17 protein-coding genes are annotated in these 23,395 nt (G+C 71.3%); 15 read left to right on the top strand and 2 right to left on the bottom strand.

Features of this window, described 5'->3' with window-relative positions; genetic code table 11:
* Nucleotides 1-9: 9 nt before the first annotated feature.
* The gene (locus ACL02T_RS09935) at nucleotides 10-534 is read right to left on the bottom strand and encodes a hypothetical protein (RefSeq protein WP_412830340.1); all 525 of its coding nucleotides are present in this window, start codon (nucleotides 532-534) and stop codon (nucleotides 10-12) included.
* 490 nt (nucleotides 535-1,024) lie between these two features.
* On the opposite strand from ACL02T_RS09935, the gene ACL02T_RS09930 reads away from it, so the two are divergent.
* From ACL02T_RS09930 to ACL02T_RS09865, 14 genes are all read left to right on the top strand, one after another.
* On the top strand, nucleotides 1,025-2,098 hold the full coding sequence (locus ACL02T_RS09930) for a hypothetical protein (protein WP_412830339.1): 1,074 nt from the start codon (nucleotides 1,025-1,027) through the stop codon (nucleotides 2,096-2,098).
* A 364-nt stretch (nucleotides 2,099-2,462) separates the two neighbouring features.
* Nucleotides 2,463-3,401, top strand: a complete 939-nt coding sequence (locus tag ACL02T_RS09925) for a MinD/ParA family ATP-binding protein (protein ID WP_412830338.1) — start codon at nucleotides 2,463-2,465, stop codon at nucleotides 3,399-3,401.
* 314 nt (nucleotides 3,402-3,715) lie between these two features.
* Complete coding sequence (locus tag ACL02T_RS09920) at nucleotides 3,716-4,681, top strand: glycoside hydrolase family 16 protein (protein WP_412830337.1); 966 nt, start codon at nucleotides 3,716-3,718, stop codon at nucleotides 4,679-4,681.
* A gap of 67 nt (nucleotides 4,682-4,748) precedes the next feature.
* The gene (locus tag ACL02T_RS09915) at nucleotides 4,749-6,503 is read left to right on the top strand and encodes a transglycosylase family protein (protein WP_412830336.1); all 1,755 of its coding nucleotides are present in this window, start codon (nucleotides 4,749-4,751) and stop codon (nucleotides 6,501-6,503) included.
* Nucleotides 6,504-6,508: 5 nt separating this feature from the next.
* Complete coding sequence (locus ACL02T_RS09910; RefSeq protein WP_412830335.1) at nucleotides 6,509-7,573, top strand: hypothetical protein; 1,065 nt, start codon at nucleotides 6,509-6,511, stop codon at nucleotides 7,571-7,573.
* The gene (locus tag ACL02T_RS09905) at nucleotides 7,573-7,911 is read left to right on the top strand and encodes a hypothetical protein (RefSeq protein ID WP_412830334.1); all 339 of its coding nucleotides are present in this window, start codon (nucleotides 7,573-7,575) and stop codon (nucleotides 7,909-7,911) included. The genes ACL02T_RS09910 and ACL02T_RS09905 overlap by 1 nt, the downstream gene beginning before the upstream one ends.
* 146 nt (nucleotides 7,912-8,057) lie before the next feature.
* On the top strand, nucleotides 8,058-8,828 hold the full coding sequence (locus ACL02T_RS09900) for a hypothetical protein (protein WP_412830333.1): 771 nt from the start codon (nucleotides 8,058-8,060) through the stop codon (nucleotides 8,826-8,828).
* A 90-nt stretch (nucleotides 8,829-8,918) separates the two neighbouring features.
* Nucleotides 8,919-10,493: a TrbL/VirB6 family protein gene (locus ACL02T_RS09895; RefSeq protein WP_412830332.1), complete on the top strand. Its 1,575-nt coding sequence runs from the start codon at nucleotides 8,919-8,921 to the stop codon at nucleotides 10,491-10,493.
* Nucleotides 10,490-12,043: an SCO6880 family protein gene (locus tag ACL02T_RS09890; RefSeq protein WP_412830331.1), complete on the top strand. Its 1,554-nt coding sequence runs from the start codon at nucleotides 10,490-10,492 to the stop codon at nucleotides 12,041-12,043. Before ACL02T_RS09895 ends, ACL02T_RS09890 begins: the two co-directional genes overlap by 4 nt.
* Nucleotides 12,043-13,638 (top strand): putative type IV secretion/conjugal transfer ATPase, encoded by a 1,596-nt coding sequence (locus ACL02T_RS09885; protein ID WP_412830330.1) that lies wholly within the window; start codon nucleotides 12,043-12,045, stop codon nucleotides 13,636-13,638. The genes ACL02T_RS09890 and ACL02T_RS09885 overlap by 1 nt, the downstream gene beginning before the upstream one ends.
* Nucleotides 13,639-13,654: 16 nt before the next feature.
* Complete coding sequence (locus ACL02T_RS09880) at nucleotides 13,655-14,833, top strand: C40 family peptidase (RefSeq protein WP_412830329.1); 1,179 nt, start codon at nucleotides 13,655-13,657, stop codon at nucleotides 14,831-14,833.
* Entirely contained in the window at nucleotides 14,830-16,704 is a 1,875-nt protein-coding gene (locus ACL02T_RS09875; RefSeq protein WP_412830328.1) for a type IV secretory system conjugative DNA transfer family protein, read from the top strand. The genes ACL02T_RS09880 and ACL02T_RS09875 overlap by 4 nt, the downstream gene beginning before the upstream one ends.
* 141 nt (nucleotides 16,705-16,845) lie before the next feature.
* Entirely contained in the window at nucleotides 16,846-17,028 is a 183-nt protein-coding gene (locus ACL02T_RS09870) for a hypothetical protein (RefSeq protein ID WP_412830327.1), read from the top strand.
* Between the two features lies 1 nt (nucleotide 17,029).
* Nucleotides 17,030-17,428: a PIN domain-containing protein gene (locus ACL02T_RS09865; protein ID WP_412830326.1), complete on the top strand. Its 399-nt coding sequence runs from the start codon at nucleotides 17,030-17,032 to the stop codon at nucleotides 17,426-17,428.
* Between the two features lie 272 nt (nucleotides 17,429-17,700).
* Here the strand turns inward: ACL02T_RS09865 and ACL02T_RS09860 are convergent, their stop codons facing one another.
* Nucleotides 17,701-18,012, bottom strand: coding sequence for a hypothetical protein (locus ACL02T_RS09860; RefSeq protein ID WP_412830325.1), 312 nt, complete (start codon nucleotides 18,010-18,012; stop codon nucleotides 17,701-17,703).
* 4,647 nt (nucleotides 18,013-22,659) lie between these two features.
* Here ACL02T_RS09860 and ACL02T_RS09855 point away from each other — a divergent pair.
* Nucleotides 22,660-23,394: a ParA family protein gene (locus ACL02T_RS09855; RefSeq protein ID WP_232870649.1), complete on the top strand. Its 735-nt coding sequence runs from the start codon at nucleotides 22,660-22,662 to the stop codon at nucleotides 23,392-23,394.
* The last annotated feature ends 1 nt before the right edge of the window (nucleotide 23,395 follow it).

Here is a 23,395-nt window from a genome sequence, read left to right as displayed (position 1 = left end):
CAGGCCGGCTTACCGAGCGTCCTCGTCGTCGTCCTCGAGCAGCGCGCGAGCAAGAGCCAGCATCATTGACGTGCGCTCCCGTCGATCGACGCCCCCGCCGACGGCTCCGCGGTGCGCGGTCTTCGTGACCCCGGACGCGCGTAGCGCCCTCTGCAACTCCAGCGCAGCCGCACGCTCCTCGGCTTGTGCTTTGCGTTCGGCTTCCAACTTGGATGTCAGTTGGGCAGCTCGCCGGTCGAGCTCGTGTTCGACTTCCTCTGCGACGACAGGGTCAACGAAGTAGCCGATTCTGACGTCAAAGAACCAGGCCAGCGCCTCGAGCGTCCTCATCGTGGGGTTGCGCTTCACCCCTCGGCGCAGCTCACTGAGGTGGGACTCAGACAGTTCCCGTCCTTCGGCGCGGCATGCCGCGACGACCTCGTTGTTGCGCCATCGGCGCTCGGGAGCGTGGGGCGGGCGGTGCACCTCGAAGAGCCGCTCGAGACGATCCGCCAGAGTCCGCGGCGTCTCCTCGGCTCGATCCTCGTTCGGCACTGACCGCCCCCTCGAATGGCTTCCGCTGACGCAGGCCCAGCGTAGTCCACGCATCCGTTCTCGACAGAAAACTTCGCTGCAGCGCAGCCATCTAGGTGATATGGGGGTCACCATCACCCCATAGGGGCGTTGAGCTCGACTTACGGCCCGTTCCTCTCGCTCAGCGTTCACCACTCCCCCTGCGAGGTCCCTCCGCTACAGCTAGAAGGAGTATGTCGAGCGCTTTAGAGAGCTACACCGAGTTGCAGGCAGCGCACGTACGTCTCACCCGCCGCCAGCGAACGTCGAGACCTTGATCTAGACAGATCGGAACATCTCAGCGTAGAAATCTGCTCCGAGAGCATCGCCTTGCATCGCCGAGGCGTTCGGCGGCAACCGTCGTAGCGCTTAGCGGGCACGGCTGACTACAGGTCCCGCGATAGTGAGGACGACCTGGGGGTGAACGAGTGAGGCGATACCGGCCGCAGCCAGCTTCGATCTCGTCCCCTGCATGCTCGATCACCCGGTCTGGAGCGTGACGAGGATGCGCCGAGCACGTCGCGGCGTCGAGGAGTTGCCCTCCTGGCAGGTGGCTCCAGGGCTGGGGGGCGCCCATCGACGAGCAAAAAGCGTGCAGGACCGCCCTGAGGACCATCCTCCGGCTTCCCAGGTTTATCCAACCATCAGTGCGCAGCTCGCCGGCACCGCATCCGTGCCGCCGGCAACTGAACCTGACATACGGGCCGATCTCACCGCCCGCCTCGAGGAGCCACCAGGGTCGGCTCTGTTCACCCACCCGCTCGTCAGCACTGAGTCGACGGAGGACCTCGGCGAAGATGTCGGCCCGCGGCAGCTCGCACAGTTCAACAAGGGCTCGCAGTTCACGGCTGAGCAGGGCAGGACGGAGTTGTGGGTGCCCGAGCCCGCCCGTCAGGCCCACCACCCGTTCCACCCGCTCGGTAGCGCTTCGGACCTGACCGCGGAGGATCAGGCCGCGGAGGATGAGGGCGGCGCCTCAAGCGTGGCCCGCCAACCCGTCCTGGCCTGCCGCCCGATCCGCCTTGATTGGCGGATGGAGCGGTCCATTGAGGAGCTGGAGCCGATTGACGAGGCCCACGCTGCGGCGTTCGCGGCGCGGTTCGCCGCGGACTACCTGTCGTGGGACGAGGACTATCCGACCCGACGTGCCGAGGTGCTGCGCGAGTACCTCGGCGACCCCAGGGGCGCCACCCTGGGCTGGTCCGGGGTGGGTAGGCAGCGCGTAGACGTGGTTCTGCCCGGCCGCACCAAACACCTCGACGACGGCCGGGTGCTCGTCGAGGTCGTGGTGCGTGTCGCCACCTACGAGCGCGCCTACCCACCTCCGGCCGAGAAGGCCAGCCAGACCGTTGACGGGCCGCTCCCTGAAGGCGGCCGCTACGTCGGGCCGTCCAGCGCACCCGATCCGGACTCGTCCGCCTGGCAGTTCGCCTCGTGCGACTGGGTCCGGCTCGCCCCACCGATCGCGCGGGCTCCAGACCGCCCCGCCGGCCTGATCGTCGACATCTCCCCCAACCACCGAATGAGGTCCCGCGATGCCCGCTGACCAGCACAGCTCCTGGGCAGACGACCCAGCACTGGCGCCCTGGAGCAGCCCACCGCTGTCACGCCAGTCCGGCCCGCACAGCGATGTGACGGGGTCGCGTACGGATGGCGACTCCACGCTGGCCGCTCCGACTCGTTGTGCGCCACCCCGCCCATCGTCACCGACCCCGGACTTGCCAGAACCGACAATCACTGGAGATGCTCCCTCCGCGCCGCCGCCGAAGCGTTCCCCGGTGGTTGCCGGTCCCTGGAGCCTCGGCCCGCCGACCGCTTCCACGACAGAGCAGACGACCCCGCGGCCGGAGCGCCCGTCGCCGGGGCCGCGGGCGGAGGGCACCGCAGACTCGTTGTCGTATCAGCAGCTGGTGCGCACTCGCCGAGACCGGCCGCGGGAGGGGTGGCGGGGAGCGGTCTACACGCTCTCCCGGGGCCGGATGAACCCCGGGCTGTCGCCGACGGAGGCGGATCGCCGACAGAAGATCGCGCGGATGCAGACCCAGCTGGCCGGCTGGCACACCATCACCGTGGCGTCGATGAAGGGCGGGATCGGCAAGACCACAGTGTCGGCGCTGCTCGGGCTGGTGCTGGCCGAGTTCCGCGGGGACCGCGTGGTCGCGCTGGATGCGAACCCGGACGCGGGCACCCTGGCGGATCGGCTGCTGGGCCAGCCCGTCCCGTACACGGTGCGCGACCTGATCCGGAACCTGGACACGATCCACTCGCTGACCGACGTCGCCACCTACACCAGCCTCGCTGGCCGGCTGCAGGTGCTGGCTTCCGAGCAGGACCCGGCGATGTCGGAGTCGTTCAATAAGGACGAGTACCTCGCGGTCACCGACGTGCTCAAGCGCTTCTACAACATCATCATCACCGACTCCGGGACCGGGCTGCTGCACTCGGCGATGGCCGGCGCCCTGGAGAACACCGGCACCCTGGTGATCGCCGGTGCTCCGACGGTGGACGGCGGGTCGCGGGCGGCGAAGACCCTGGACTGGCTCAAGGAGCACGGGTTCGAGGAGCTGGTCACCAACGCCGTCGTGGCGATCTCGCTGCACCAGGTGTCCAACAACATCGACCGGGCCGCAGTCGTCGACCACTTCGCCCAGCGCTGCCGCGCGGTGGTGGAGATCCCCGGCGATCCGCACCTGGCCACCGGCGGGCTCATTCAGCTCGACCAGCTGCGCCCGCGCACCCGCGACGCCGCGATCAGCTTGGGCGCGCTGGTGGCCGACGCGTTCCACCACTCCCGCAACCATCGGCGCCCGTCAGCTCGCCCCGGCCAGCCCGATCCCGAGCAGGACTAGCGATGGGTGTCGGAATGGCGGCCGCTGCAGCGGCGTTGACTGTCGCCGCGGGTCTTGTGCCGTCAGCCGTGCCGAACGCGCAGGCCTCGTGCAGCTGGCGGCTCTCGGCGAAGGTGCTCTACCAGGAGCTGCGGGTGGAGAGCACGGCCCGTGCGGTGGAGCTGCGCAATCTGTTGGAAGACGCGGGAGTGAGCGCCCCGGATTTCCTTCCAGCCAGCTGCATCAACGGATCGGCCAGCGGCGACTCTGGCGGCGGCGGGTCCGGCGGGGGTGGGTCCGGGGGTGGCGCAGGGTCTTCCTTGGGTTCGGGGTCGATGGGTTCAGGCGGTGGATCCATCGGCACCGGCTCGGGGGGCTCCGGAGACGGGGAGACCGGAGAAGACTCGGTCGGGGCGGGCGGCGGTGGCTCGCCCCGACCGAGCACCAGCGCCGGCACCGGCTCCGGCACCCGGTCCGGCATCGGGTCCGGTTCGAGCAACGGCAACTGCCCGACAACAGCGGCGGACAAGTTCAGCTGGGGCAGCCCCAACCGGGCCGACGAGTTCGACGCCGAGTCTTCGAAGGACGAGTGGGGCATCTACGACGGGGCCGGGCACGCCGGCAATGGCACCCGCTCCCCCGCGGCGATCTCCGTCTTGGACGGGCTGCTGACCATCACCGGCGACCCCAGCGGGCAGAGCGGCGGGATGGCCTGGAACCCGGGCCAGATGTACGGGCGCTGGGAGGGCTGCGTGCGCTCCCCGGCCGGCTCCAACGACCTGCACAGCCTGCTGCTGCTGTGGCCGGACGCGGAGAACTGGCCCGAGGGCGGCGAGGTCGACTTCATGGAGATTTCCGACCCGGACCGCCGGTCCGTCGACGGGTTCCTGCACTACGGCGCCGACAACTCCCAGGAGACCGCATCGGTCGACGTCGACGCGACCCGGTGGCACGCCTTCGCCGTGGAGTGGACCGCCGAGCACATTGCCTACTACGTAGATGGCGAGGAGTGGTTCGAGACCACCGAGAAGAGCCACCTGCCGCCCGGGCCAATGCACCTGACCATCCAGCTCGACAACTTCGGCAACCCGGACCAGCAGACGAGCATGCACGTCGACTGGGTCCGCCAGTACAGCGCCGACGGGGCCAGCAGCTCAGGCGGCAGCTCGGCCGACATCGGCGCACAGGGCGACGACGAGTCCAGCGATGAGGAGCCCGGTCACCGCTCCCGCGCCGCCTCTTCCGACCAGGGCTCGTCCCGGGACAGCCGCGACGACGGGTCCGGCGGATCCGACGGCTGAGCGCTGCGCCTGCGTGACCTTCCCTCCCCTACCCAGCGACGAGCTCGCTTCCTGTTCAGGAGTCCTCATGTCCGCTTCCCGTAGAGCGGCGACGGTCGTGCTGGTCACGGTCGCCCTGACCGCAGGCCCCGCGGCCGGCGCCGCGGCCGCGGCTTCGCTCACCGACACCCTCACCTGCACCCGCGAGACCGGTCCCGACGCCGACAACAGTGCCGGCTCCAGTGCCCCCGACACGGGTTCGTCGAGCGGCGACGCAACCGGGTCGCCCCAGCTCGACCCCAAGATCCTCGAGCAGGCACAGGAACTCGTCGATCAGACCCGCACCCTGCTCACCACGCTGATCAGCTCCGACGACCCCCGCGCGGCGACCCTGGTGCAGGAGTTCCGCGCGATGGGCTTCACCCCGGCGGTCGCCACCGGCTGGCGTCAGCGCGCGCACGACCTGGCCGACGCCCTGATGACCAACAGCGCCCCGGCCGCACAGCAGCTCGCCGTGGTCTTCGCCGCAGCCGGGTTCTCCCCCACTCCGGCGGACCTGCGCGACGGGCCAGCGAACCCGCAGCCGGCCGCACCGCCGCGCCCCCAGGCGGCAACCGCGAACGCGGTTCCGGCCGTGTCCGCCGCCGTGCCCGCGGGTGACTCGACCAGGGTGGGCGGCGCGATGAGCGCGGTGATCTCTCAGGTCGCCGAGGAGGCAGAGCTGGCCGCAGACTCGACCGCTCAGCACAGACCTGCCGCACAAGACAGCGCCGACGTGCAGGTCTGCAACCAGGACAGCTCCGCCGCAGCCGCCGGGGGCCCGGGGACAGGGGGCACGGGAACAGGGCGTACAGCCGAGGCGCAGCCGTGGGCTCAGGACGTGCACGATCTGGCCCAGGAGCTGGCGCAGCAACCCGACGATCCCGATGCGCAGACGTTCGCCGACAAGCTCCGCGACGCCGGCTTCGACGCCCAGCCCGACGCCGCGGGCAACAACGTCAGCAGCGACGTCCAGACCCGTGGCAACACGGCTTCGGCCAACTCGGCGCCGGACACGGGCACGGACTCGGACGACTCGGACCGGAGGGCCTCGGCACAGCCGCCGGACGGTTCGGTCGCCGCGACACCTCGCGAGGGCGATCTTGACGAGCAGGTCGCGGCCCTTTCGCAAGCGCTCGGGCAGGCCCACGACGACCCCACCGCGCAGGCACTCGCGGACAAACTCGCCGAGGCCGGCTTCCCGCAGGCCGACGACGACGAGACCGGAGATTCTGCGCGAGGTTCTGTGAGAGGTTCTGCGGGCAGCTCGGCCCCCCACCATGCAACTCGTGACGACTCGTCGAGCTCGCCGGGCCGCAGCGCAGATCGCTCTCCGGGGGACAGGCGCCCGCGGGGCGGAGCGCGCGACGACGACCCAGGCGAGGACAGCAGCAACAGCCGCACCCACGCGGACAACGCCGACAGCCGGCAGCGGAGCGAGCCGGACGCGGACACCGAGGAGCGGCAGGACGACGAGCGGCAGGACACGGACCAGGGCGGCGAGCCCCCTGCTGCCGGCTTGGCGCCCGCCCCGGCCGCGGCGGCCACCGCGGACACTGCGGCGTGGGACCGGCTCGCGGAGTGCGAGTCCGGGGGCGACTGGTCGATCGACACGGGCAACGGCTACAGCGGCGGGCTGCAGTTCGACGGCCCCACGTGGAGGGCCTACGGCGGCGGGGAATACGCCCCGTCGGCGGCCGAGGCGACGCGCGAGCAGCAGATCGCGGTCGCGGAGAAGGTCCGGGAGGACCGGGGCGGCTACTCGGCATGGCCGGCCTGCTCGCAGCGGCTGGGCCTGGAATGACCGCGATGATGGAGCGCCCACAGGGGCCACCTGCACCCGCACCTGGCCCGGCCGAGACGACGCCGCGCCCGGCAGCCTCGATCGACGAGCTGCTGCACCCGTTTGCGGCCCTGTTGCGCGAATCCGCCGGGGAGCACCAGGTGGACTACGCCGACGTCGAACCGGTGGTGGACACCGCCGCCGGGCTGGTCGCGGCCGGTCGTGCCGCGGAGGCCCGGCACGCGGCCGCGGAGGCCGGAGCGGGCCTGGCCCGAATGGCCGAGCTGGATCTGCCGAACGTGGCCTCCCGCCCGCAGGACTGGTCCGGGTTCGGCGCGGTCCTCCCGGTACTGGCCGGCTCCCCGGGGGCGGGCGCCTCGGCACTGGCAGCCGCGATGGCGGATGCACTGCAGCTCGCCGCGCGCTGTGTGCTGCTGATCGACGCCGCAGATCCGGCCCGCTCCGGGTTGGCCGGCGCCGCCTCGGCGGAGGGGCCGTGGCTGTCACCGGTGTCGGACCAGGTGGCGATCCGCTACTCCTGGCGCGGGCACGCGCTGCTGGCCCGCCTGGAGTCGCCGCTGCCGGTGATCACGCCCAGCCAGGTCCCACCGCCACCGCAGTGGCTGCCCGAGGTCGACCCGTTGCACGTGACGGTGGTCGACATCGGCCATGACGGCTGGCGGACCACGGCGAACCCGCTGCTCGGCGCGGGCGGCTGGTTGCGCCGCGGCACCCCCGCGCCGCGACCAATCCTGGTCGTCCGCCCGACCCGCCCGTCACTGCGGCACGCCGAACAGGTCCTCGCCCGCCTCGACCCGTGGATCTCCCGGGGGGTGGCGCTGCCACCGTTTCAGCTGGCCGTCACCGGGGCGAAGCGCTGGCCGGGCGGGGTCACCGGCGCGGCAGGGCGGCGCCTGGACCCGCTGCTCGACGACGCCCTGTTTATCCCGCACGACTCCGAGCTGGAGATCGGCGGAGTCACCGACGAGCTGGTTCCGGACAAGGTCCTCGCCGTCGTCTGCCCTCTTCTCGCCGACTGGGGCCTGCTGCCCGAGCTCGGCCGTTCGCGCTCACGAAAGGCCCGCCGCTGATGTCCACCCCGACCCTGTTCACCGTCGCCGTGACCACGCTGCCACAGGTTCTCGCCCACGTCGCCGAGCAGCTGCTAGCCCAGGAGCTGCCGAACCCGAACCCAACCGCCCCACCCGGGGCGGAGAACATCACCAACGTCCTGGGCTACATCAAGTGGGGCGCCGGCGCGGCCATCGTGGCCGGGTTCTTCGCCGGCGTCGCGCTGTTCGCCGGCGGGCGCATCGCCGACCACCACCGGTTCGGTCGGATGGGCGCGATCACCATGTTCGCCAGCGTCGGCGCCGCGTTCCTCTACGCCGTGGGCTACTCGGTGCTGGCCACCTTCGCCACGGGCTGACGCCGGTGAGCGAGATCTTCAGCCCCAACAGCTCCGGCAGCTCGACTGGCAGAACCAACGACGCTGATGCTCGACGCGCGGGGCGCCTCCGCGTGCCCGGCCCGCCGCCCCCCGATGCCGGCCCCAACCGCCGGCAAGCCCTGGTCGTGCTGTCCGGAATCACGGTGGCCGTGGTGGCGCTGGTGGCCGGGCTGGTGGCGCTGCTGCTGGGCGTAGGCCGCGACGCGGGCCCGACCCCGCTGCCGGGCACCGGCGCGGCGGCGCTGGATGGCAAGGGTTGGGACCTGGCGGCGCAGACCGCGCTCGCGACCCGGGCCATGCCGCAGTTCCCCAGATCGGCGTCGCAGCCGCACACCTTGTCCTCCGACAGCGCCGGCCCACCGTTCAGCCTGCCCGCCCCCGGAGTGATCGCCGGGCGATATGTGCCGGGCGGGTTTCCCGCCACGGTGGAGGGCGCGATCGCCCAGCAAGCGGCCCTGATGGTGGCCGGGCTGGCCGGCGGCGACCCGGACACCTACGCCGCCGCCTACACCTCGGTCGCGCTGCCGGGTGCCCCGGCGGCCGCGGCAGCCCGGCTGACAGCCGAGCTGCGGGTGTTCCGCTCCCGGGCCGGGCTGCCCGCGACCGGGCCGATCGCCGGGATGCAGGTGACCTACTCCCCCACCTCCGCGCTGGTGAAGGGCACCACCGACGGCGGCCGCTACGCGGTGGTGTGCGTGCTCGGGGAGCTGACCGTGCAGTACCACGGCCAGATCGCATCCGGCGGAATCGGGGACTGCCAGGCGCTGCGCTCCGGCCTCACCGCCGACGGAGCGACGGAGTGGCGGGTCTCCCCCGGCGCGGCCGCGGCCTCGAGCCCGGACCTGTGGCCCGGCACCGCCGAAGCGGTGGCCGCCGGATTCCGGCCGCTCACATGAGCCGGCGCACGACGACGCGGCGCACGACGGTCCGGTGCACGCCGGTCCGGCGCATGACCACCCGGGACCGGATGAGGGAGGGCAGGGTCGATGGATCTGGTCGCTGACGCGGTCAACGGGTTCGTCTCCTCCGCCATCGACAAGGTGATGAAGGCGGTCTGGGCGGCCGCGCTGTGGCTGCTGCGGGGGGCGTTCGAGCTCGTCGACGCCCTGCTCGGGTTCGGCGACGGCTCCAACCTCGTCGACGCCGACGGGCGGCTGTCCGGGGACAGCCCGCTGGCCGGGGTGTGGCCCACCCTGTTGTGGATCTCCGGAGTGGTGGCGTTGGGGCTGTTCTTCTGGCAGCTGACCACCACCGCCGCCCGCGGCGGGGCCGGGTTCTGGCGTGCGGTGTCCGGGCCGGTGGCCTACGGCATCGCCATCGCGATGACGTTCGGCATCGTGGCCGCCCTGCTCGGCGGCGCGGAGGGGCTGACCACCCTGCTGCTGGAGAAGGGCCTGGACGCGGCCAACTTCCAGACCCTGCTCACCGAGGGGGAGATGAAGACCGTCTTCGCCGACAACCCCGAGCTCGGTCTGGCCAGCCAGGCCGACGAGACCGTGCGCGCGGTGATCCTCGGGCTGATCGCGCTGTTCGGGGTCATTCCCGCCGCCGTGGGCTTCGCCCTACAGATGATCTTCCGGCAGGCCGTCATCTGGATCCTGCTGGCCACCATCCCGATCACCGCGGCGGGGCTGATGACCCAGACGACCTCGACCTGGTTCTGGCGCAGCCTGCGCTGGATGCTCGCGGCGATCCTGATGAAGCCCGCCCTGGCCCTGGTGCTGGTGATCGGGGTGAACCTGATGGCCGCCCCGACCGGGGTCGGGGGCCTGCTCGTGGGTACCGGTGTGCTGCTGGTCGCGGTGTTCTGCCCGATGACGATCTACCGGCTACTCGCCTTCGTCGAGCCCGGCACCCAGGCCGGCTTGGCGCTGCGCTCGCTGGGCTCGTCCGGTTCGGGGTCGGGGTCGGGTGCGGGCTCGGGTGGCGGTTCGTCGGCCGAAGAGGCCAACACCGCGCGCTTCGACGCCGCCTCCGGCGGCGCCGGTGGTGGCGCGGGTGGTGGCGCGGCTGGAGGGGGTGCGGCCGCGGGTGGGTCCGGCGGTGCCGCTGCCGGTGGCGCGGGTGCCGCGGCCGGCGCGGCGGGCGGGTTCGCCGCGGTCGGTGCGGCGGTGTCCGGGGCCGCGCACGGGGCCTCGAACTACGCCAACAGCCAGATGGACGCCAGCGGGATCGGCGGCGGCGCCGGCGGGTCCCGCCACGCAAGCTCCGGGCAGTCCGGGCAGGGCGGCTCGTCGGCGGGCGGTTCCGGTGCGGCGTCTCAGCCTGGCGGGTCGGTCGCCGGAGGCGATGATGCCAGCGCCGCGGGTGGCCCGGGGTCGCCGGACGTGTCGCCGATCGGCGTCGGCGACCCGGGCAGCGGGGCCGGGGAAGGGGTGGCGGCGATCGAACCGGCGTCTGCGCAGGCGGACACCGGTGGCGGGCCCGGCGGGGGCGGTGCGGGCGAGACGCCCCCGCCGGAGCAACCCCTAGACGCCGAAGGCAGCTCGGGCGGCCCAGGTGGCGGCGCTGGCGGCGCTGGTGCTGGTGCTGGTGAAGCGAGTGAGGCGGTGATCCCGTGAGCACGACGACACGCGATCGAGAAACGGGTGCCGTCGGGCCTCGGGTGTATCGGGGGCTGAACACCAAGGAACGCTCCGGGTGGGTGCTGGGCCTGACCCCGATACAGGCGCTGACCTGCCTCGGGCTGGCCGCCCCGGTCCTGCTGGCCATGTCGGCGGGCCGCTGGTCGGGCGCGTTCACCTGGCTGGTGCTCAACGGCGCGCTCGCCGCCCTGGTGGTCGTGCCGATCCGCGGGCGGTCGGCGCTGCGCTGGCTGGGCGATCTGCTGCTGTTCCAGCTGGGTGTGCTGCTGCGCTGGTCTCCCTGGCAGTCCCGGGCGGCCGCCGGTGACCCCGGGCCGGCCCACGAGCCCGACCTGCCCGGCGTGCTGGCCCGCCTCACCTTCCCCGACGGCCCACCGTTTCACCACCAGGGCCGGGTGTGCCTGATCCACGACACCGTCGAAGGCCGCTGGGGCGCCACCGCGCGGCTGACCCACAACGGCGTTGGGATGCTCTCGGACGCCGAATGCGAGCGGCTCGCCGCCCGGCTTGGCACCCTGCTCATCGCGCTCGGCCACCGCGAGGTCGTCGACCGCCTGTCGCTGTATGTGCGCACCGTGCCCGACGACGGCACCGAATACGACGTGTGGCGCGCCGCCCACGAAGACCCCCGCTCCCCGGAGCTGGCCCGCGCGGCCACCGACGAGCTCGACCACACCATCGGCTCGGTCAGCGTGCGCACCGAGCTGTTCGTGACCGTGTCCGGCTCCGAGACCGCCCTCAACCGACCGGCCAAGGCCGCCGGCGGCGGGATCACCGGCCGGGCCTACGGCCTCTACCGGGTCCTGGACGGCATCGACGACCAGCTCAAAGCCCTCGGCGTGCGCACGGTGTCCTGGCTGACCTCCGCCGGGCTCGCAGAGGCCATCCGCACCGGATTCAACCCGGCCGCGGCCGCCGGCCTGACCGCCGCGCACCTCACCCACCCCGACCCGGGCCCCGACGGTGAGGACGGGCTGCCGATGGCGGCCGCCGGTCCCACGCTGGCCCCCAGCCCGTCGGCGCGCGCCTACCACCACGACGGGTTCTCCTCGGTCTCCTACACGGTGCTCATGCCCGAGGCCGGCACCGTGTTCGGGTCGCTGGGCCCGCTGCTCGCGGTCCGCACCGCCGGGGAACGGCGCACCCTGGCCATCCACTACGAGGTCCTCTCCCAGCGCGCCGCCCAGCGCGCGGTGCAGCGCGGCCGGTTCCGCAACAACGTCATGACCGACTACAAGGCGGCCAAGGGATTCACCACTACCGCCGTCGACGCCCGGCGCGCCGGCGGCGCTCGGGCGCAGGAATCCGCGGTCGCCGCCGGGCACGCGATGGTGCGCTACACCGTCGCCGCCTCGGTCACCGTGCCCGCCGGATGGAATCTCGAGGACCACGCCGCGAAGCTGGAGAACGACGCCTCCGGCCGGTTCCGGCTGCTGCGCCTGGAGCTCGCCCAGGACTCCGCGTTCGTCTCCGCCGCCCTCCCGGTCGGGGCGGGCCTGCCCCGCATGCGCGGAGCGCTGAGCTGATGGGCCTGCTGAGCAGCCTGCTGCCCAGGCGTTCCCGCGACCGCAGCACCGATCGGCGGGGCGCCCTCGAGCTGCTGGCCACCTTCGGCGGCGCCCCCGCCCTGTCCGGCCCGCCGGTCGACCCGGCCGCGGCCGAGCAGGACCAGGACCGGCGGATCAACCGACCGACCGCGCCGCGACGCGGGCACACCGAGCCCGCCGGTGGCTGGTCCCCGGTGGACGCCACCGCCCGGGTGCCGGTCTACCAGGCCACCACCGGCGAGATCGGCGGGCTGTTCCCGCTGCTCGCCGCCAACGGGGTCCCGGCGGTGGGCGCCCGGATGGGCTACGACGTGCTCTCCGGCGGCGCGTTCTACTGCCACCCCATCGAATGGCTGCTGCGCGGCATCGCCACCAACCCCAACATCGTCATCTTCGGCGAGCCCGGCCGCGGCAAGTCCTCCACCGTCGTGGCGTTGGTGCTGCGGATGATGCTGTTCAGCATCAAGACGCTGATCTCCGGCGACGTGAAAGGCGAGTACACCCCGCTGCTGCGCGCCCTCGGGATCACCCCGATCGCGCTGGGCCGCGGCAGCTCGGCTCGGCTCAACGCGCTCGACCTCGGCCCGCTCGCGGCCCGCTGGGACACCTGGTCGCTCGAGCGGCAACGCGAGGAGCTCGCCGGTGTGCTCGGGCGCTGGACCACGCTGCTCGCCGCGCTGGCCGAAACCCAGGGCTACTCCCCCACCGTCACCGACGAGCTCGTGCTCGCCACCGTGCTGCGCCGCCTCGTCGGCGCCGCCGACGGCTACACCCGCCTGCGCCCGATCACCATCCCCGACGTCGCCCGCGAGCTCGCCGACCCCGACGACACGCTGTGGGCCGACGCCCGTTTCGCCGGGCGCCGGCAGTTCCTCGACCACACCCGCCTGATCACTGACGCGCTGGCCAACCTGGTCACCGGCCCCCTGGCCGGGCTGTTCGACGAGCCCACCAACTTCGAGCTGGACTGGGACGCCCCCATCCAGTCCATGGACCTGTCGCTGCTGCGCAGCCGCGGCGACCAGGCCATCGCGGTCGCCCTGACCTGCCTCGGCTCCTGGTCGTCGATGATCACTGACCTACAAGACGACGGCGACGTGCGGGTCGTGGTCCGCGACGAGGTGTGGCGGCAGATGCGCCTGGGCCTGCGCGCGGTGCACGCCGTGGACTCCGACCTGCGGCTGTCCCGCGCCGAACGCAAGATCCAGCTGCTTGTCATGCACAAACCCTCCGACCTGCTCTCGGTCGGGGCCGCCGGCTCGCAGGAAGTCGCGATCGCCAAGGACCTGCTCGCGCTGTGCTCGACCCGGATCCTGCTCGGCCAGTCCACCCGGGTCGCCGACGAGCTGGCCACCGAGCTCGCGCTCACCGAACGCGAACAAGACGTCGCCGGGGGCTGGGCCATGGAACGCCGCGGCCGCGCCCTGTGGAAGATCGAGAACAACCCCGGCTACAAGGTCCAGACCGTGCTCTCCAGCGTCGAGATGCGCGTCTTCGACACCAACGCCCAGCTGCGCGCCCCCTCACCCGGCACCCCCGGCTCCACCGCCGGCGGCGCTGCCGCGGCCGGCTGAACGGCACCGGGTCTCGATGAACTCCTCGCCCCCGATGAACCCCTCAGTGGTCAAGCTGGTCGCCGCGATCGGTGCCGCGGTCGTGGTGCTGACGGTGACCGTCCTGGTCGTCGGGCTGACGCTGATCGCCTCCCTCGGTGGCGCCCTCGGTGGGGGTTGCGGCGGGGACGGCGGGCCCGGCGGGGGCGCCCGGCAGGTCGGGCCGCGGGTGTGGTCGGCCGAGCAGATGACCAACGCCCAGACCATCGTCGGGCTCGCCGTCGAGCGGCGGCTTCCTAAGCGGGCCGCAGTCATCGCGGTCTCGACCGCGATCGTCGAGTCCGGGCTGCAGAACGTCCGTTACGGTCTCGACGACTCGCTCGGGCTGTTCCAGCAGCGACCTTCGATGAGCTGGGGCAGCGCGGATCAGGTCCTCAACCCCGCCTACGCCGCGGGCACCTTCTACGACCGGCTGCTCGCGGTGCCCGGCTGGGTCACTTTGTCGCCCGGCCAGGCCGCCGAGACCGTGCAGGCCTCCGGCTACCCCGGCCGCTACGGCCCCCAGGAGCCGGCCGCCGCGGCGCTGGTCGAACAGTTCTGGCAGGGCCCGGACAACCCCGTCCCCGACCCTGCAGCACTCGTGTCGGACGCCCAGGGCGGGCAGGCGCAGTTGGCGTCGCTGGCTACCACCCTGTGCCCCGACCAGGGCGCTGGCGGGCTGCCGCCGGGTGGGCCCGCGCTGGTCGATCCCGGGAGGCTCCCGGCCGGGTTCCGGCTTCCGACCGATCCGCAGCAGCGCGCTGCGGTCTCCTACGCCCTCGCCCAGCTCGGCAAGCCCTACGTGTGGGGCGCCAAAGGCCCGGGCGCCTTCGACTGCTCCGGGCTGATGACCGCCGCGTGGGCCGCCGCCGGGGTGCCGATCCCCGCCGGCACGGTCAACCAGAAGTTCGTCGGCACCCCTGCCTCGTTCGCCCGGCTCTCCCCCGGCGACCTGGTGTTCATCCCGGGCTCGCTGGGCTCGCCCACCAACCCCCGCCACGTCGGCATGTACGCCGGGAACGGGATCATCGTGAACGCCTACGACTCCTCCAGTGGGGTCATCCTGCAGCCGGTCAGCAAGTGGGCCGACCAAGTCGTCGCCGTCCGCCACATCGCCGGCCCCGTGGGCGAGACACCGGGGACCGCGTCCACGGTTGCGCAGGGGGCACCCGCGTGAGCCGGTACCACTCCCCCACCGCCGACCGCGACCTCGCCCTGGCCGGCGTCGCCCTCGCCGGGCTCGCGCTGCTCGCCGCCACGTCCGGGCTGCTCGGCATCGCGGTCGTGCTCGCGGCCGCGTTCCTCGGCGCCCCGCTGTCCTGGCCAGACGTCGGCGGCTGGTGGCCGTTGGCGTTCGCGGTGCTGACTCATCCCGCCGACCCGGGTGCTGCGGTCGGCCCACCGTGGGCCGAGCAGCTCACCGGGCATCCGCAGACGTACTGGCTCACCGTGGCGGTCCTCGCCGGCCTCGCGTCGGCGGTCCTGGTTGTCCTGGCGGTGCTGGCCTGGCGGCGCTGGGGGCCGACCGGTCCCGGTCACGCCAGCCGCCGCGAGATCCGCCGCGAGCTCTCTCTCGCCGCCGCCCGACGGACCGCGCAGTGGACCCGTCCGAGCCTGTCGAAGCTCGAGCGCAAACGCGCCCCGCTCGAAGAGGTCGGGGCGCCGCTGCACCGCGGCGCGATCGGCCCGATGTGCAGCCCGCTGACCAGCCCCACTGGCACCTTGGCCCCGACCCAGACAGGTAAGAGCCGCCGCGACCTCGTGCACAAGGCCCTCGGCGCACCCGGTGCGTTGCTGTGCTCGACGACAAAACCCGACCTGCTGGAGTTCGTCGCGCTGGCCCGCACCCGCCGGTTCCTCGCCGGCCCGGTCCTGGTCTTCGACGCCACCGGCACCATCGCCTGGCCTGCACAACTGCGCTGGTCACCCATCCAGGGCTGCCACGACTACGCCACCGCCGAGCGGCGGGCGCACACGATGGTTGAGGCCTCGGCCGTGGCGGTCGAGGCCGGTGGCGGCGGTGGCGCAGGCAATGACCGGGTGTTCCGGGAACGCGCGAAGGTCGTCCTGACCGCCTACCTGCACGCGGCCGCGCTGGGAAACCGCGGGATCAGCTCGCTGATCCGGTGGTCCACCGCCAAGCCGGCCGATCGTGAACCGGTCGGTCTGCTCGAGCCGTTCAACCCTGACGTCGCCAAGAACCTTGCCTCCGAGATGGGCATGGTCGACCGCACCGCGGACGCGGTGTGGATGTCGGTCCGCCGCGTCATCGAGCCCCTGATGAGCCCCACCCTGCGCGCGCTGTGCTCACCGCGCTCCGGGGAGGGCTTCGACGCGCGCAGCTTCATCGGCAACCAGGGCAGCCTGTTCCTCATCGCCGGCCGCCAGCACGCCGCCGCCGCGGTCCCACTGCTGACCGCGCTGGCCGAGGAATGGCTGACCACCGCGACCGACATGGCCAAGTCCTACCCCACACGTCGACTTGAACCTCCGGCCACCGCCGTGCTCGACGAGCTCACCAACGCCACTCCCGTGCCGAGCCTGCCCGACAACGTCTCCGACTCCGCCGGCCAAGGCGTGGTCATCCATTGGGCCGCGCAGTCCCGAGCCCAGCTCGACGACGCCTTCGGCCCCGCCCGCGCCCGCCAGCTCCTGGACAACACCACCACCCTCAGCCTCTGGGGCGGGCTCAAGGACACCGCCGCCCTCGAGTGGGCCTCCACCCTCAGCGGGCACCACGAGCGGATCCGGCACCAGACCCACTCCGACGGTTTCCTCTCCCCCGACCGCGCCTCGATTGGCACCGAGACCGCCCCCACGTTCCGGCCCGGCGCCATCCGGATGCTGGAGGCGAACAAGACGCTGATCTTCCATCGGGCGCTACGGCCGATCGTGGCCAAGACCATCGACGTCAGCGAACGTCCGGACTGGAAGCAGCTCCGTGCCGATCAGGCTTCTGTGCGCGCGGGCATGCCTGCGGTCGACGAGCTGGGTTACAGCCTGTCGGCGGGCCACCGGCCCGGCCCGCCCATCCCGACTGGCCGCTGAGCAGGTGTCATCGTGCGTAGCAACGTGCCCCCTTTGCAGGGGGAGCACTCTCGGGCCGCCTTCTCCGGTGTCGCTGGGCCTGTCCGACGGCGGCTACGGGCTACCATGAGCCCGAGCCGGCAGCGCCCTGGAGGAGGCACGATGACGACCCAGCCTGGGCCCTCGCCCTCCCCCAAACCTACGCCGACCGTCGACGAGATCTTCGCCAAGGCGACCCCTGTCTCCAGCATCGACGAGCTTGCCCAGGACGGGATCTTCGACGACGACGAACTCGACGACTTCCTCGCCGACCTCCGGCAGATGCGCCGTTCCAGCATCGCCTGAAGTGCGACGGATCATCCTCGACACCGACGTCGCCTCACTCGTCACACGCCGCCTGCCCGGCACCCTCGCCCGCGAGTTGGCCACGGCAGAGCACGGCATCACGTTCGTGACCTATGGCGAGCTCATCCGCTGGTCAACCATTCGAGAGTGGGGTGCCACCCGCCGCGGCGCACTCGATGCCTGGCTGGCGGCCCGCCCCACGCTCCCGTACACCGACGACGTCGCCAGGACCTGGGGTGAGATCACTGCCTACGCCGCCCGCCGCGGGCGCCCGCGTCCCCAGAACGACAGCTGGATCGCCGCCGCATGCCTCGCCTACGAGCTCCCACTCGCGACGCTCAACGTCAAGGACTACAGCGACTTCGCTGAGCACGAAGGCCTCGTACTCCTGGGAGTCTGACGACCGCGGCTCCCCCTGGGCCGCCGCCGAGGTCGGGCGTCGCAGCCTGGTCGCAGACGGTTCAGCCACTCAGCGCACTACTGCTGAGCTGCAGTCCCGCAGTATCAGGAGGTGGCCGCTTCCCGCAACGATTTGATCGACATCGACGGCTACCGCACCTCAGTCCGCGTCACCGGAACCGTCGGCCCTGCCGTCATCTTGAGCCTGTTCCGGCGATGGACACGACCTCAGGGAGCAGGTCAGGGACCCGAGGCTCGGCGAGACTCTGTGCCTCACGTACAGGAGACCCCGGACTGGATGGTAGCGATCCGCTGCCGCCAGAGGCTCCCGGACCCAGCTGGCGTTGCGAGTCGGTCGTAGTAGGCCAGCTGACGGCGAGCGAGGGCGGCCACGGACACGCGGATGGCCTTGGCCTCGAATCCGCGGTCCCGCAGTCGTTCGGTGAACTCCGGAAGTGTAATCCGCTGCGCCGTCTTGTCGATGGCTGGCAAGAGGTCGACGGGTCGGTGGCTGATACACGGGCTGCGCGCACCGCGGCAGCCCGTCAGTTCCGGCCGGCGGTGCAGTTCCTCGACGCTGGTCACCGGCTCACTGCGCCACAAGCTTGATCCACTGCGCGGCCCCTGGCCCGTGTCCGGTAGCTGTTCATACGCCGTCCGGGAATCTGCGCCTACCGGCATGATCAGCCCATCTATCCGGGCTGCGTTATGACAGCAATGGGTGGCGGGGAGGTACCCCGGGTATGCCCCGCGATTACGCCGCCACCGGGCCCGGAATCGAGCCGCACGTCCCTGCGGCGCGATTCACGGCTGGGAGGAGCTCCGCGGCCGTTCCCTCCCCCGCGCTGCTGGCCGGTCCTGCCACCTCACTGATCGAGGTCGGCAGCTACGGCGCGCTGGACGCGCCGTCAACACCTACCGCCTCAGCGGACAGCACGGCCCGGATGGCCACCGATCAGTCGAGGTGGCGATCAAGCCCTGGCCTGGCGACTCGACGTCGGACCCCTGTCCCGCCCCAGCCTGCTCTCGACCGGTGAGTGAGCAGTCGAATTTGACACTGATCAGGGCTCGAACAAACGTTCGACCCAGAGACCGAGCGGAAACGAGAACGGGACAGCCCCTGCCAGGGCTGTCCCGTGTGGTTCTCGCGTCACGCGGCCCAGCACGCCACGTCACGCCGGGTGCTCCGGCGGACCGGAGCGAGTTCCCCAACCTGCCAAGAAGGGGCGCCTTGCAGGGACTAGGATACCTCGCCGGCAGGGGTGGCGCGACTCATCGGGCGGCCGACACGCCGTGTCATGCACCCGATCGGGATGTAGCGGCACACGTAAACGGCGTTTACCGCTGCCTCTGGTCGCGAGTGCTCGCGGTGGCTTGGTTGCGGCGCAGCCTTAGGGCGCGCGTGGCTGTTCCTCGATGCAAGGGCGCTGTCGCCCGGCGCACTAAACGGCGTTTACTATCGAGGACACGCGCCAGAGTGCGGCGCTGGCAATCGCGACTCGACCCGGTAGTTGTAGTGGCCCGGCAGCGAGGGGCGCCATCAGCTTCGGGGCGCCGCGAGCACGGCCTGCAGGAGGAACGGTGGTGGACCTAGCCTCTCGCCGCTGCTCTGCGAGCGCCGTCTGGACGTTGTGCCCTGGCCGGTGCCTGGCACGTTTCGGCGACATGCTGGCGCCGTGACCGCGTCGGGTCCGTGCCTTGTGCTCTACTCAGGGCATGGCGGTCAGCACGGTCCGCGAGGGGCACGCGGGTCTTGCGTGCCCCGGCATCGGGCGGTTGTCGCGGGTGGTGCGACGGGCGATAAACGTCGTTTACTCCCGTGCCCACCCGAGGCCCGCCGAGGTGGCAATGGCGTAGTTGAAGGCGGCCCGGCCGAGTTGGTATATGGACCCCGTGCCTTGGCCCTTCGGAGGTGGGCCCCGTAGGTGTGCTCGGTTCTCAGCGCGGGACTCGGCGACGCCGATCCGGACCTTCGCGTGGCCGGACCCAGGGCCTCGAGTAAACGGCGTTTACTCGAGGCCCTCGCGGCGGCGGGTCTCTGATCCTCTGTCGGGTGCCGAGTTACGCTCCGGTCACGTTCGCCACGTCGTTCGCCGGCTCGGGCAGGCGGGCTGACGAAAGTGGTGTCGTCAGAGGCGCGCAGAACGTCCCTGCACTGGGCGGCGCGATACCTTGCAAGTAGTCGGCGGCGATCGCGTAAACGCCGTTTACTGCTCCGCAGGTTGTGCAGGCAGCCACGGGGGGTCCGTGGTGTCCCGGGGTGCAGGCCTGAAGGCTGACCACAAGAAGGCTCACTGCGTGCGCCCAGACCTTAAACGCTCACCAGGCGGTGCCGCCCGTACCCGAGCCCTCTGAGGGCGAGGTTTGTTGACCTGCTTCCTCTTCCGGCGCTGCCGACGCGCGCCAGGCGGCCAGGGGCGCGAGGGGCGACGTCTGTCCGGGCCCGCCGGGCGCAACATTTCGGCGATTGCCTTGAGCACGACTTCGGACGGGCCGCAAAGGCCGGCGCTGCCCAAGCAACAAGGGCAGCAGCGATGAACGCCGTTTACCTCGGCACTGGTCCATGGCCGCTCCCGGCCAAGCTGTCACCTTGCCCGCAACCAACTCAATGTGGGCACTGCCGATCGGGGCGAATCGGCAGTGCACGCCGAGCATGCAGTTCACACGCGTACCCACGCGTTCCAGAGAAGGCAGCTAGCCCACCGCCCGCACCCAAGGAGGGGGGTCATAAACGCCGTTTACAGCTTGGGCGATGGGTCCGTTTGCTACCGGGGTCGGTCGGGCAAAGGGCAGTACTCGCCTTCCTGCTGCCTGAGGAAAGAGGTGTCGATGCCTGGTCGGTCTGGGCGCGCTGCCCCGCCCAGCTCGGCCCGCAGCCCCTTGGTTCCGTCATCTGGCGACTCCGCTGACAGTCGAGCCATGCTCACCGGTCGCCTCAAACACCCGGAGCCAGCAGCCGCCGCCTCCACGATCGGTGACATGTGAGGACGGTGCGAGCTTTCCAGCCTCGCTGGTGCCGACCGGCGGCCGGCGTTCGGGCGCCGTGGGCCGGGGACGGTCCAAGCGATAAACGGCGTTTACCGACCTAGCACGAGCTCAGGATGCCTCGTCGGAACGGGTGACGAAGCCATGGGCGAGCAACGAGCGGTCCAGGCCGCTCCTTTGAACTGCGCGTCCGTCGGCTGGTGCACCCCGAGGCCTGGACCGCCTTTCAGCGTGCCCGCGCCCTCCGCGGAGCCACGTCTTGCCCTCTACACCCGCGCCCGGCCCAGCGCGAGGGAAGGCGATGCCGCCACCGTCCAATCGCGCGGCGGCTACGTGAACATCTCCTCCGGGCCGGATCCGCGGACTGAGTCAGGACACGTGCTGGCGGATGAGCCGTTCGAACCGACCACCAGCTAAGCAACGGGAGCAGGTCGAGCCCCCGGTAAACGGCGTTTATCACTCGGGGCAAGGGGACTGCGTCTTAAGCGAGAGACGGCCCGCGGGCCCCTCAACAGCCTGGGTGAGGCGCAGGAGCGGGATGGTGCAGACACCGGCGGGAGCCAGCGGCCCTCCCTCCGATCGAGGCGGTAGAAGGACACGTTTGGGGCAAGACGCGGTGTCCTAGTACGGACCACGGCGTTACGGACCGAGCGTGCCGCCAGGACCCAGCGGGGCGGGCGGTGGCTCCCTTCTTCTTGTTGCTTCGGGGTGCTCGCCCGCTGCTCCCGCGATGTCCCGGGGAGGCGATGTGGTGACCCCCGCCGAGCGCATGTCAGCGACGGTCCGCCGGGCCCGACTCGGTCCGCGCGTACATCCCCGACACCCTGAACCGGGTGGGCCGTAAACGGCGTTTACCTGCCAGCGGTGCCGGCAAGTTCGCGACGGCCGGTGCACGCTTCAAGACTTCCCCTGCTTCCGTAGGAATGGCGAGGCGCCGACAGAGGGCTCTCCACTGGTACCAAAGGATGTCCGTCCTCCCGTTCTCGCCGATCACGCATCACCGTAGAGGTTGATGGGTTCGTCAAGTCTTCCTCGTCAGTTCCTGTATCTGGCGCGAGCGACCGACGATGGCCCGCGACTGGACGGGAGAATCCACTCGGCCCGCGGTCGGTTGCTCCAGTCGCTGCCATTTGGCGCCTCGACGCCCCCTCTGGGCCCCGATAGCAACCGCCGTAAACGTCGTTTATCGCGACGTTCGCGCTCATTGGTCCGTTGAGGTGGGCCAGCGCGTGACGCCAAACCCCGTACTGGCTCGCGGCCGAGGTCCCGCAGTCGGGCACCCCTCCTCGCGGACGCGCGGGCCAGGGGCCGCCAGTCGTCCGGAGTCCGCCCCACGGCTCAGCCGCCACGAAGGTCAGTAAACGGCGTTTACGCATCGTCGTTCCTGCCGGCATTCAGGTTCACCGCCACCCGCTGCCGGCGCCTCGAGTGGATCCTCATCCGGGGCGTTACGCCGCTCCGGCGCGGTGCGGGGCGGCGGCGAATGCAGCGACATGCGCTGGAGATGCCCGCGGCCGATAGCAACCCGGTATCAGCTGAGTAGCCGGCGCCCATAATGACTGCGAGCGAGGCTGGATCCACCACTGCCGCGCACCTGAGGGGCGGGTTCGGGCGGGGCCTTGCTCGACCGTCCGGCAGCTGCCTGACACAAGCCTCCGGTCTCCGGTATCCGGTCTCCGGAGCAAGTAAACGGCGTTTACCGGCCGACACCACCGTGGGGGGGGGCGACGGTCATCTTCGTAGCGCCTGCCGACCCGATCGCAACAGGGAGCCTTCGCGTCGTCGCCAGACCCACGTTGCTCACTGACCGTCGAGGCCAGATGCGTTCGAAAGATTGAACTCGGCGACACCATCAAGGTTACTCGGGTAAGCCGCGCAGTTGAGTCGGGCGCGGCAACAGAGACCAAGAGAGGGCCAGGCACGGCGCGCCCCGTCCGGGCGATCCGACCCTGCCAGGGCGACCGTGCGCGCGACCCGATAAACGCCGTTTACAGCCACTGCCGCACCCCCGTCCAAACCCTCGCTGCAGACCCTGCTGTCCTGGTCGAGCCGCGGTGCACCCGGTCGCCAAGGGAGGGGTAAACGCCGTTTACCGGCTCGCGCAGTCCGAACGGAGAGGGAAGGCCCTGTTCACGCGGACGCGACTCACCGGGTGCTCCTCCACGGGATCGCGTGCCTGATCTGGCAAGATGCTGCGCGATCCGAAGTACCGCCCGCCGGGCGGGAAGCAGACGGAGGGATTCTCTCATGGCGCGCGTGCACGTCATCGCCAATCAGAAGGGCGGGGTCGGGAAGACCACCGTCACGGTTAATCTCGCGGCCGTTGTCGCCGACACGCTTGGTGGGACTACCGATTCGACGCCGGTTCTCGGCGTCTCCACCGACCCGCAAGCGTCCATGCTCGAGTGGGCACAGCGGGTCGGCGAGGCTCTCCCGTTCGACTTCGACCAGTGCCACGACCGCCCGGAAGTGCTCAGTCAGCTACGACAGATCAAGCGCTACGAGCACATCTTCGTCGACACCCCTGGCAGCCTGGAGGACGAGGGGATCTTGCGTACCGTCCTTGCGCAGGCCGACGACGTCATCGTTCCGCTCGAACCGGAGCCCATGTCGTTCTCGCCCGCCACACGGTCGATACAACGGCTTGTCGAACCGGCCGGCGTTCCCTGGCGGGTCCTCCTCAACAACTGGGATCCCCGTGACGGCGAGGGCGATCTCGCTCAGACTCGGGAGTTTGTGGCCGCGAAGGGCTGGCCGTGCTTCAACACGGTCATCAGGCATTACAAGCTGCACACGCGGGCTTCGGCGGAGGGCGTCACGGTCGTCCAGTACGCCAAGAACCGCGTGGCGCTTGAGGCTCGGCAAGACTTCTTCAAGCTCGCGCTGGAGGTGCTCGGCAGCCAGAACGGGGCTCCCCGGCACGCGAGCACCGCAGAGGGGCAGGCTGCGGTAAACGGCGTTTACGCCACCACCGAGGGCTGAC

Origin of the sequence: Pseudonocardia oceanicola, assembly GCF_047200735.1 — a bacterium.
In the GTDB taxonomy this organism is placed as follows: Bacteria; Actinomycetota; Actinomycetes; order Mycobacteriales; family Pseudonocardiaceae; genus Pseudonocardia.
This window is presented reverse-complemented; position numbering and strand designations above follow the sequence as displayed.

Coding starts and splice junctions, on each gene's coding strand:
- ACL02T_RS09930 (WP_412830339.1), top strand. CDS start 1,025: ATGCTCGATCACCCGGTCTGGAGCGTGACGAGGATGCGCCGAGCACGT.
- ACL02T_RS09870 (WP_412830327.1), top strand. CDS start 16,846: ATGACGACCCAGCCTGGGCCCTCGCCCTCCCCCAAACCTACGCCGACC.
- ACL02T_RS09915 (WP_412830336.1), top strand. CDS start 4,749: ATGTCCGCTTCCCGTAGAGCGGCGACGGTCGTGCTGGTCACGGTCGCC.
- ACL02T_RS09910 (WP_412830335.1), top strand. CDS start 6,509: ATGATGGAGCGCCCACAGGGGCCACCTGCACCCGCACCTGGCCCGGCC.
- ACL02T_RS09920 (WP_412830337.1), top strand. CDS start 3,716: ATGGGTTCAGGCGGTGGATCCATCGGCACCGGCTCGGGGGGCTCCGGA.
- ACL02T_RS09855 (WP_232870649.1), top strand. CDS start 22,660: ATGGCGCGCGTGCACGTCATCGCCAATCAGAAGGGCGGGGTCGGGAAG.
- ACL02T_RS09880 (WP_412830329.1), top strand. CDS start 13,655: ATGAACTCCTCGCCCCCGATGAACCCCTCAGTGGTCAAGCTGGTCGCC.
- ACL02T_RS09905 (WP_412830334.1), top strand. CDS start 7,573: ATGTCCACCCCGACCCTGTTCACCGTCGCCGTGACCACGCTGCCACAG.
- ACL02T_RS09895 (WP_412830332.1), top strand. CDS start 8,919: ATGGATCTGGTCGCTGACGCGGTCAACGGGTTCGTCTCCTCCGCCATC.
- ACL02T_RS09885 (WP_412830330.1), top strand. CDS start 12,043: ATGGGCCTGCTGAGCAGCCTGCTGCCCAGGCGTTCCCGCGACCGCAGC.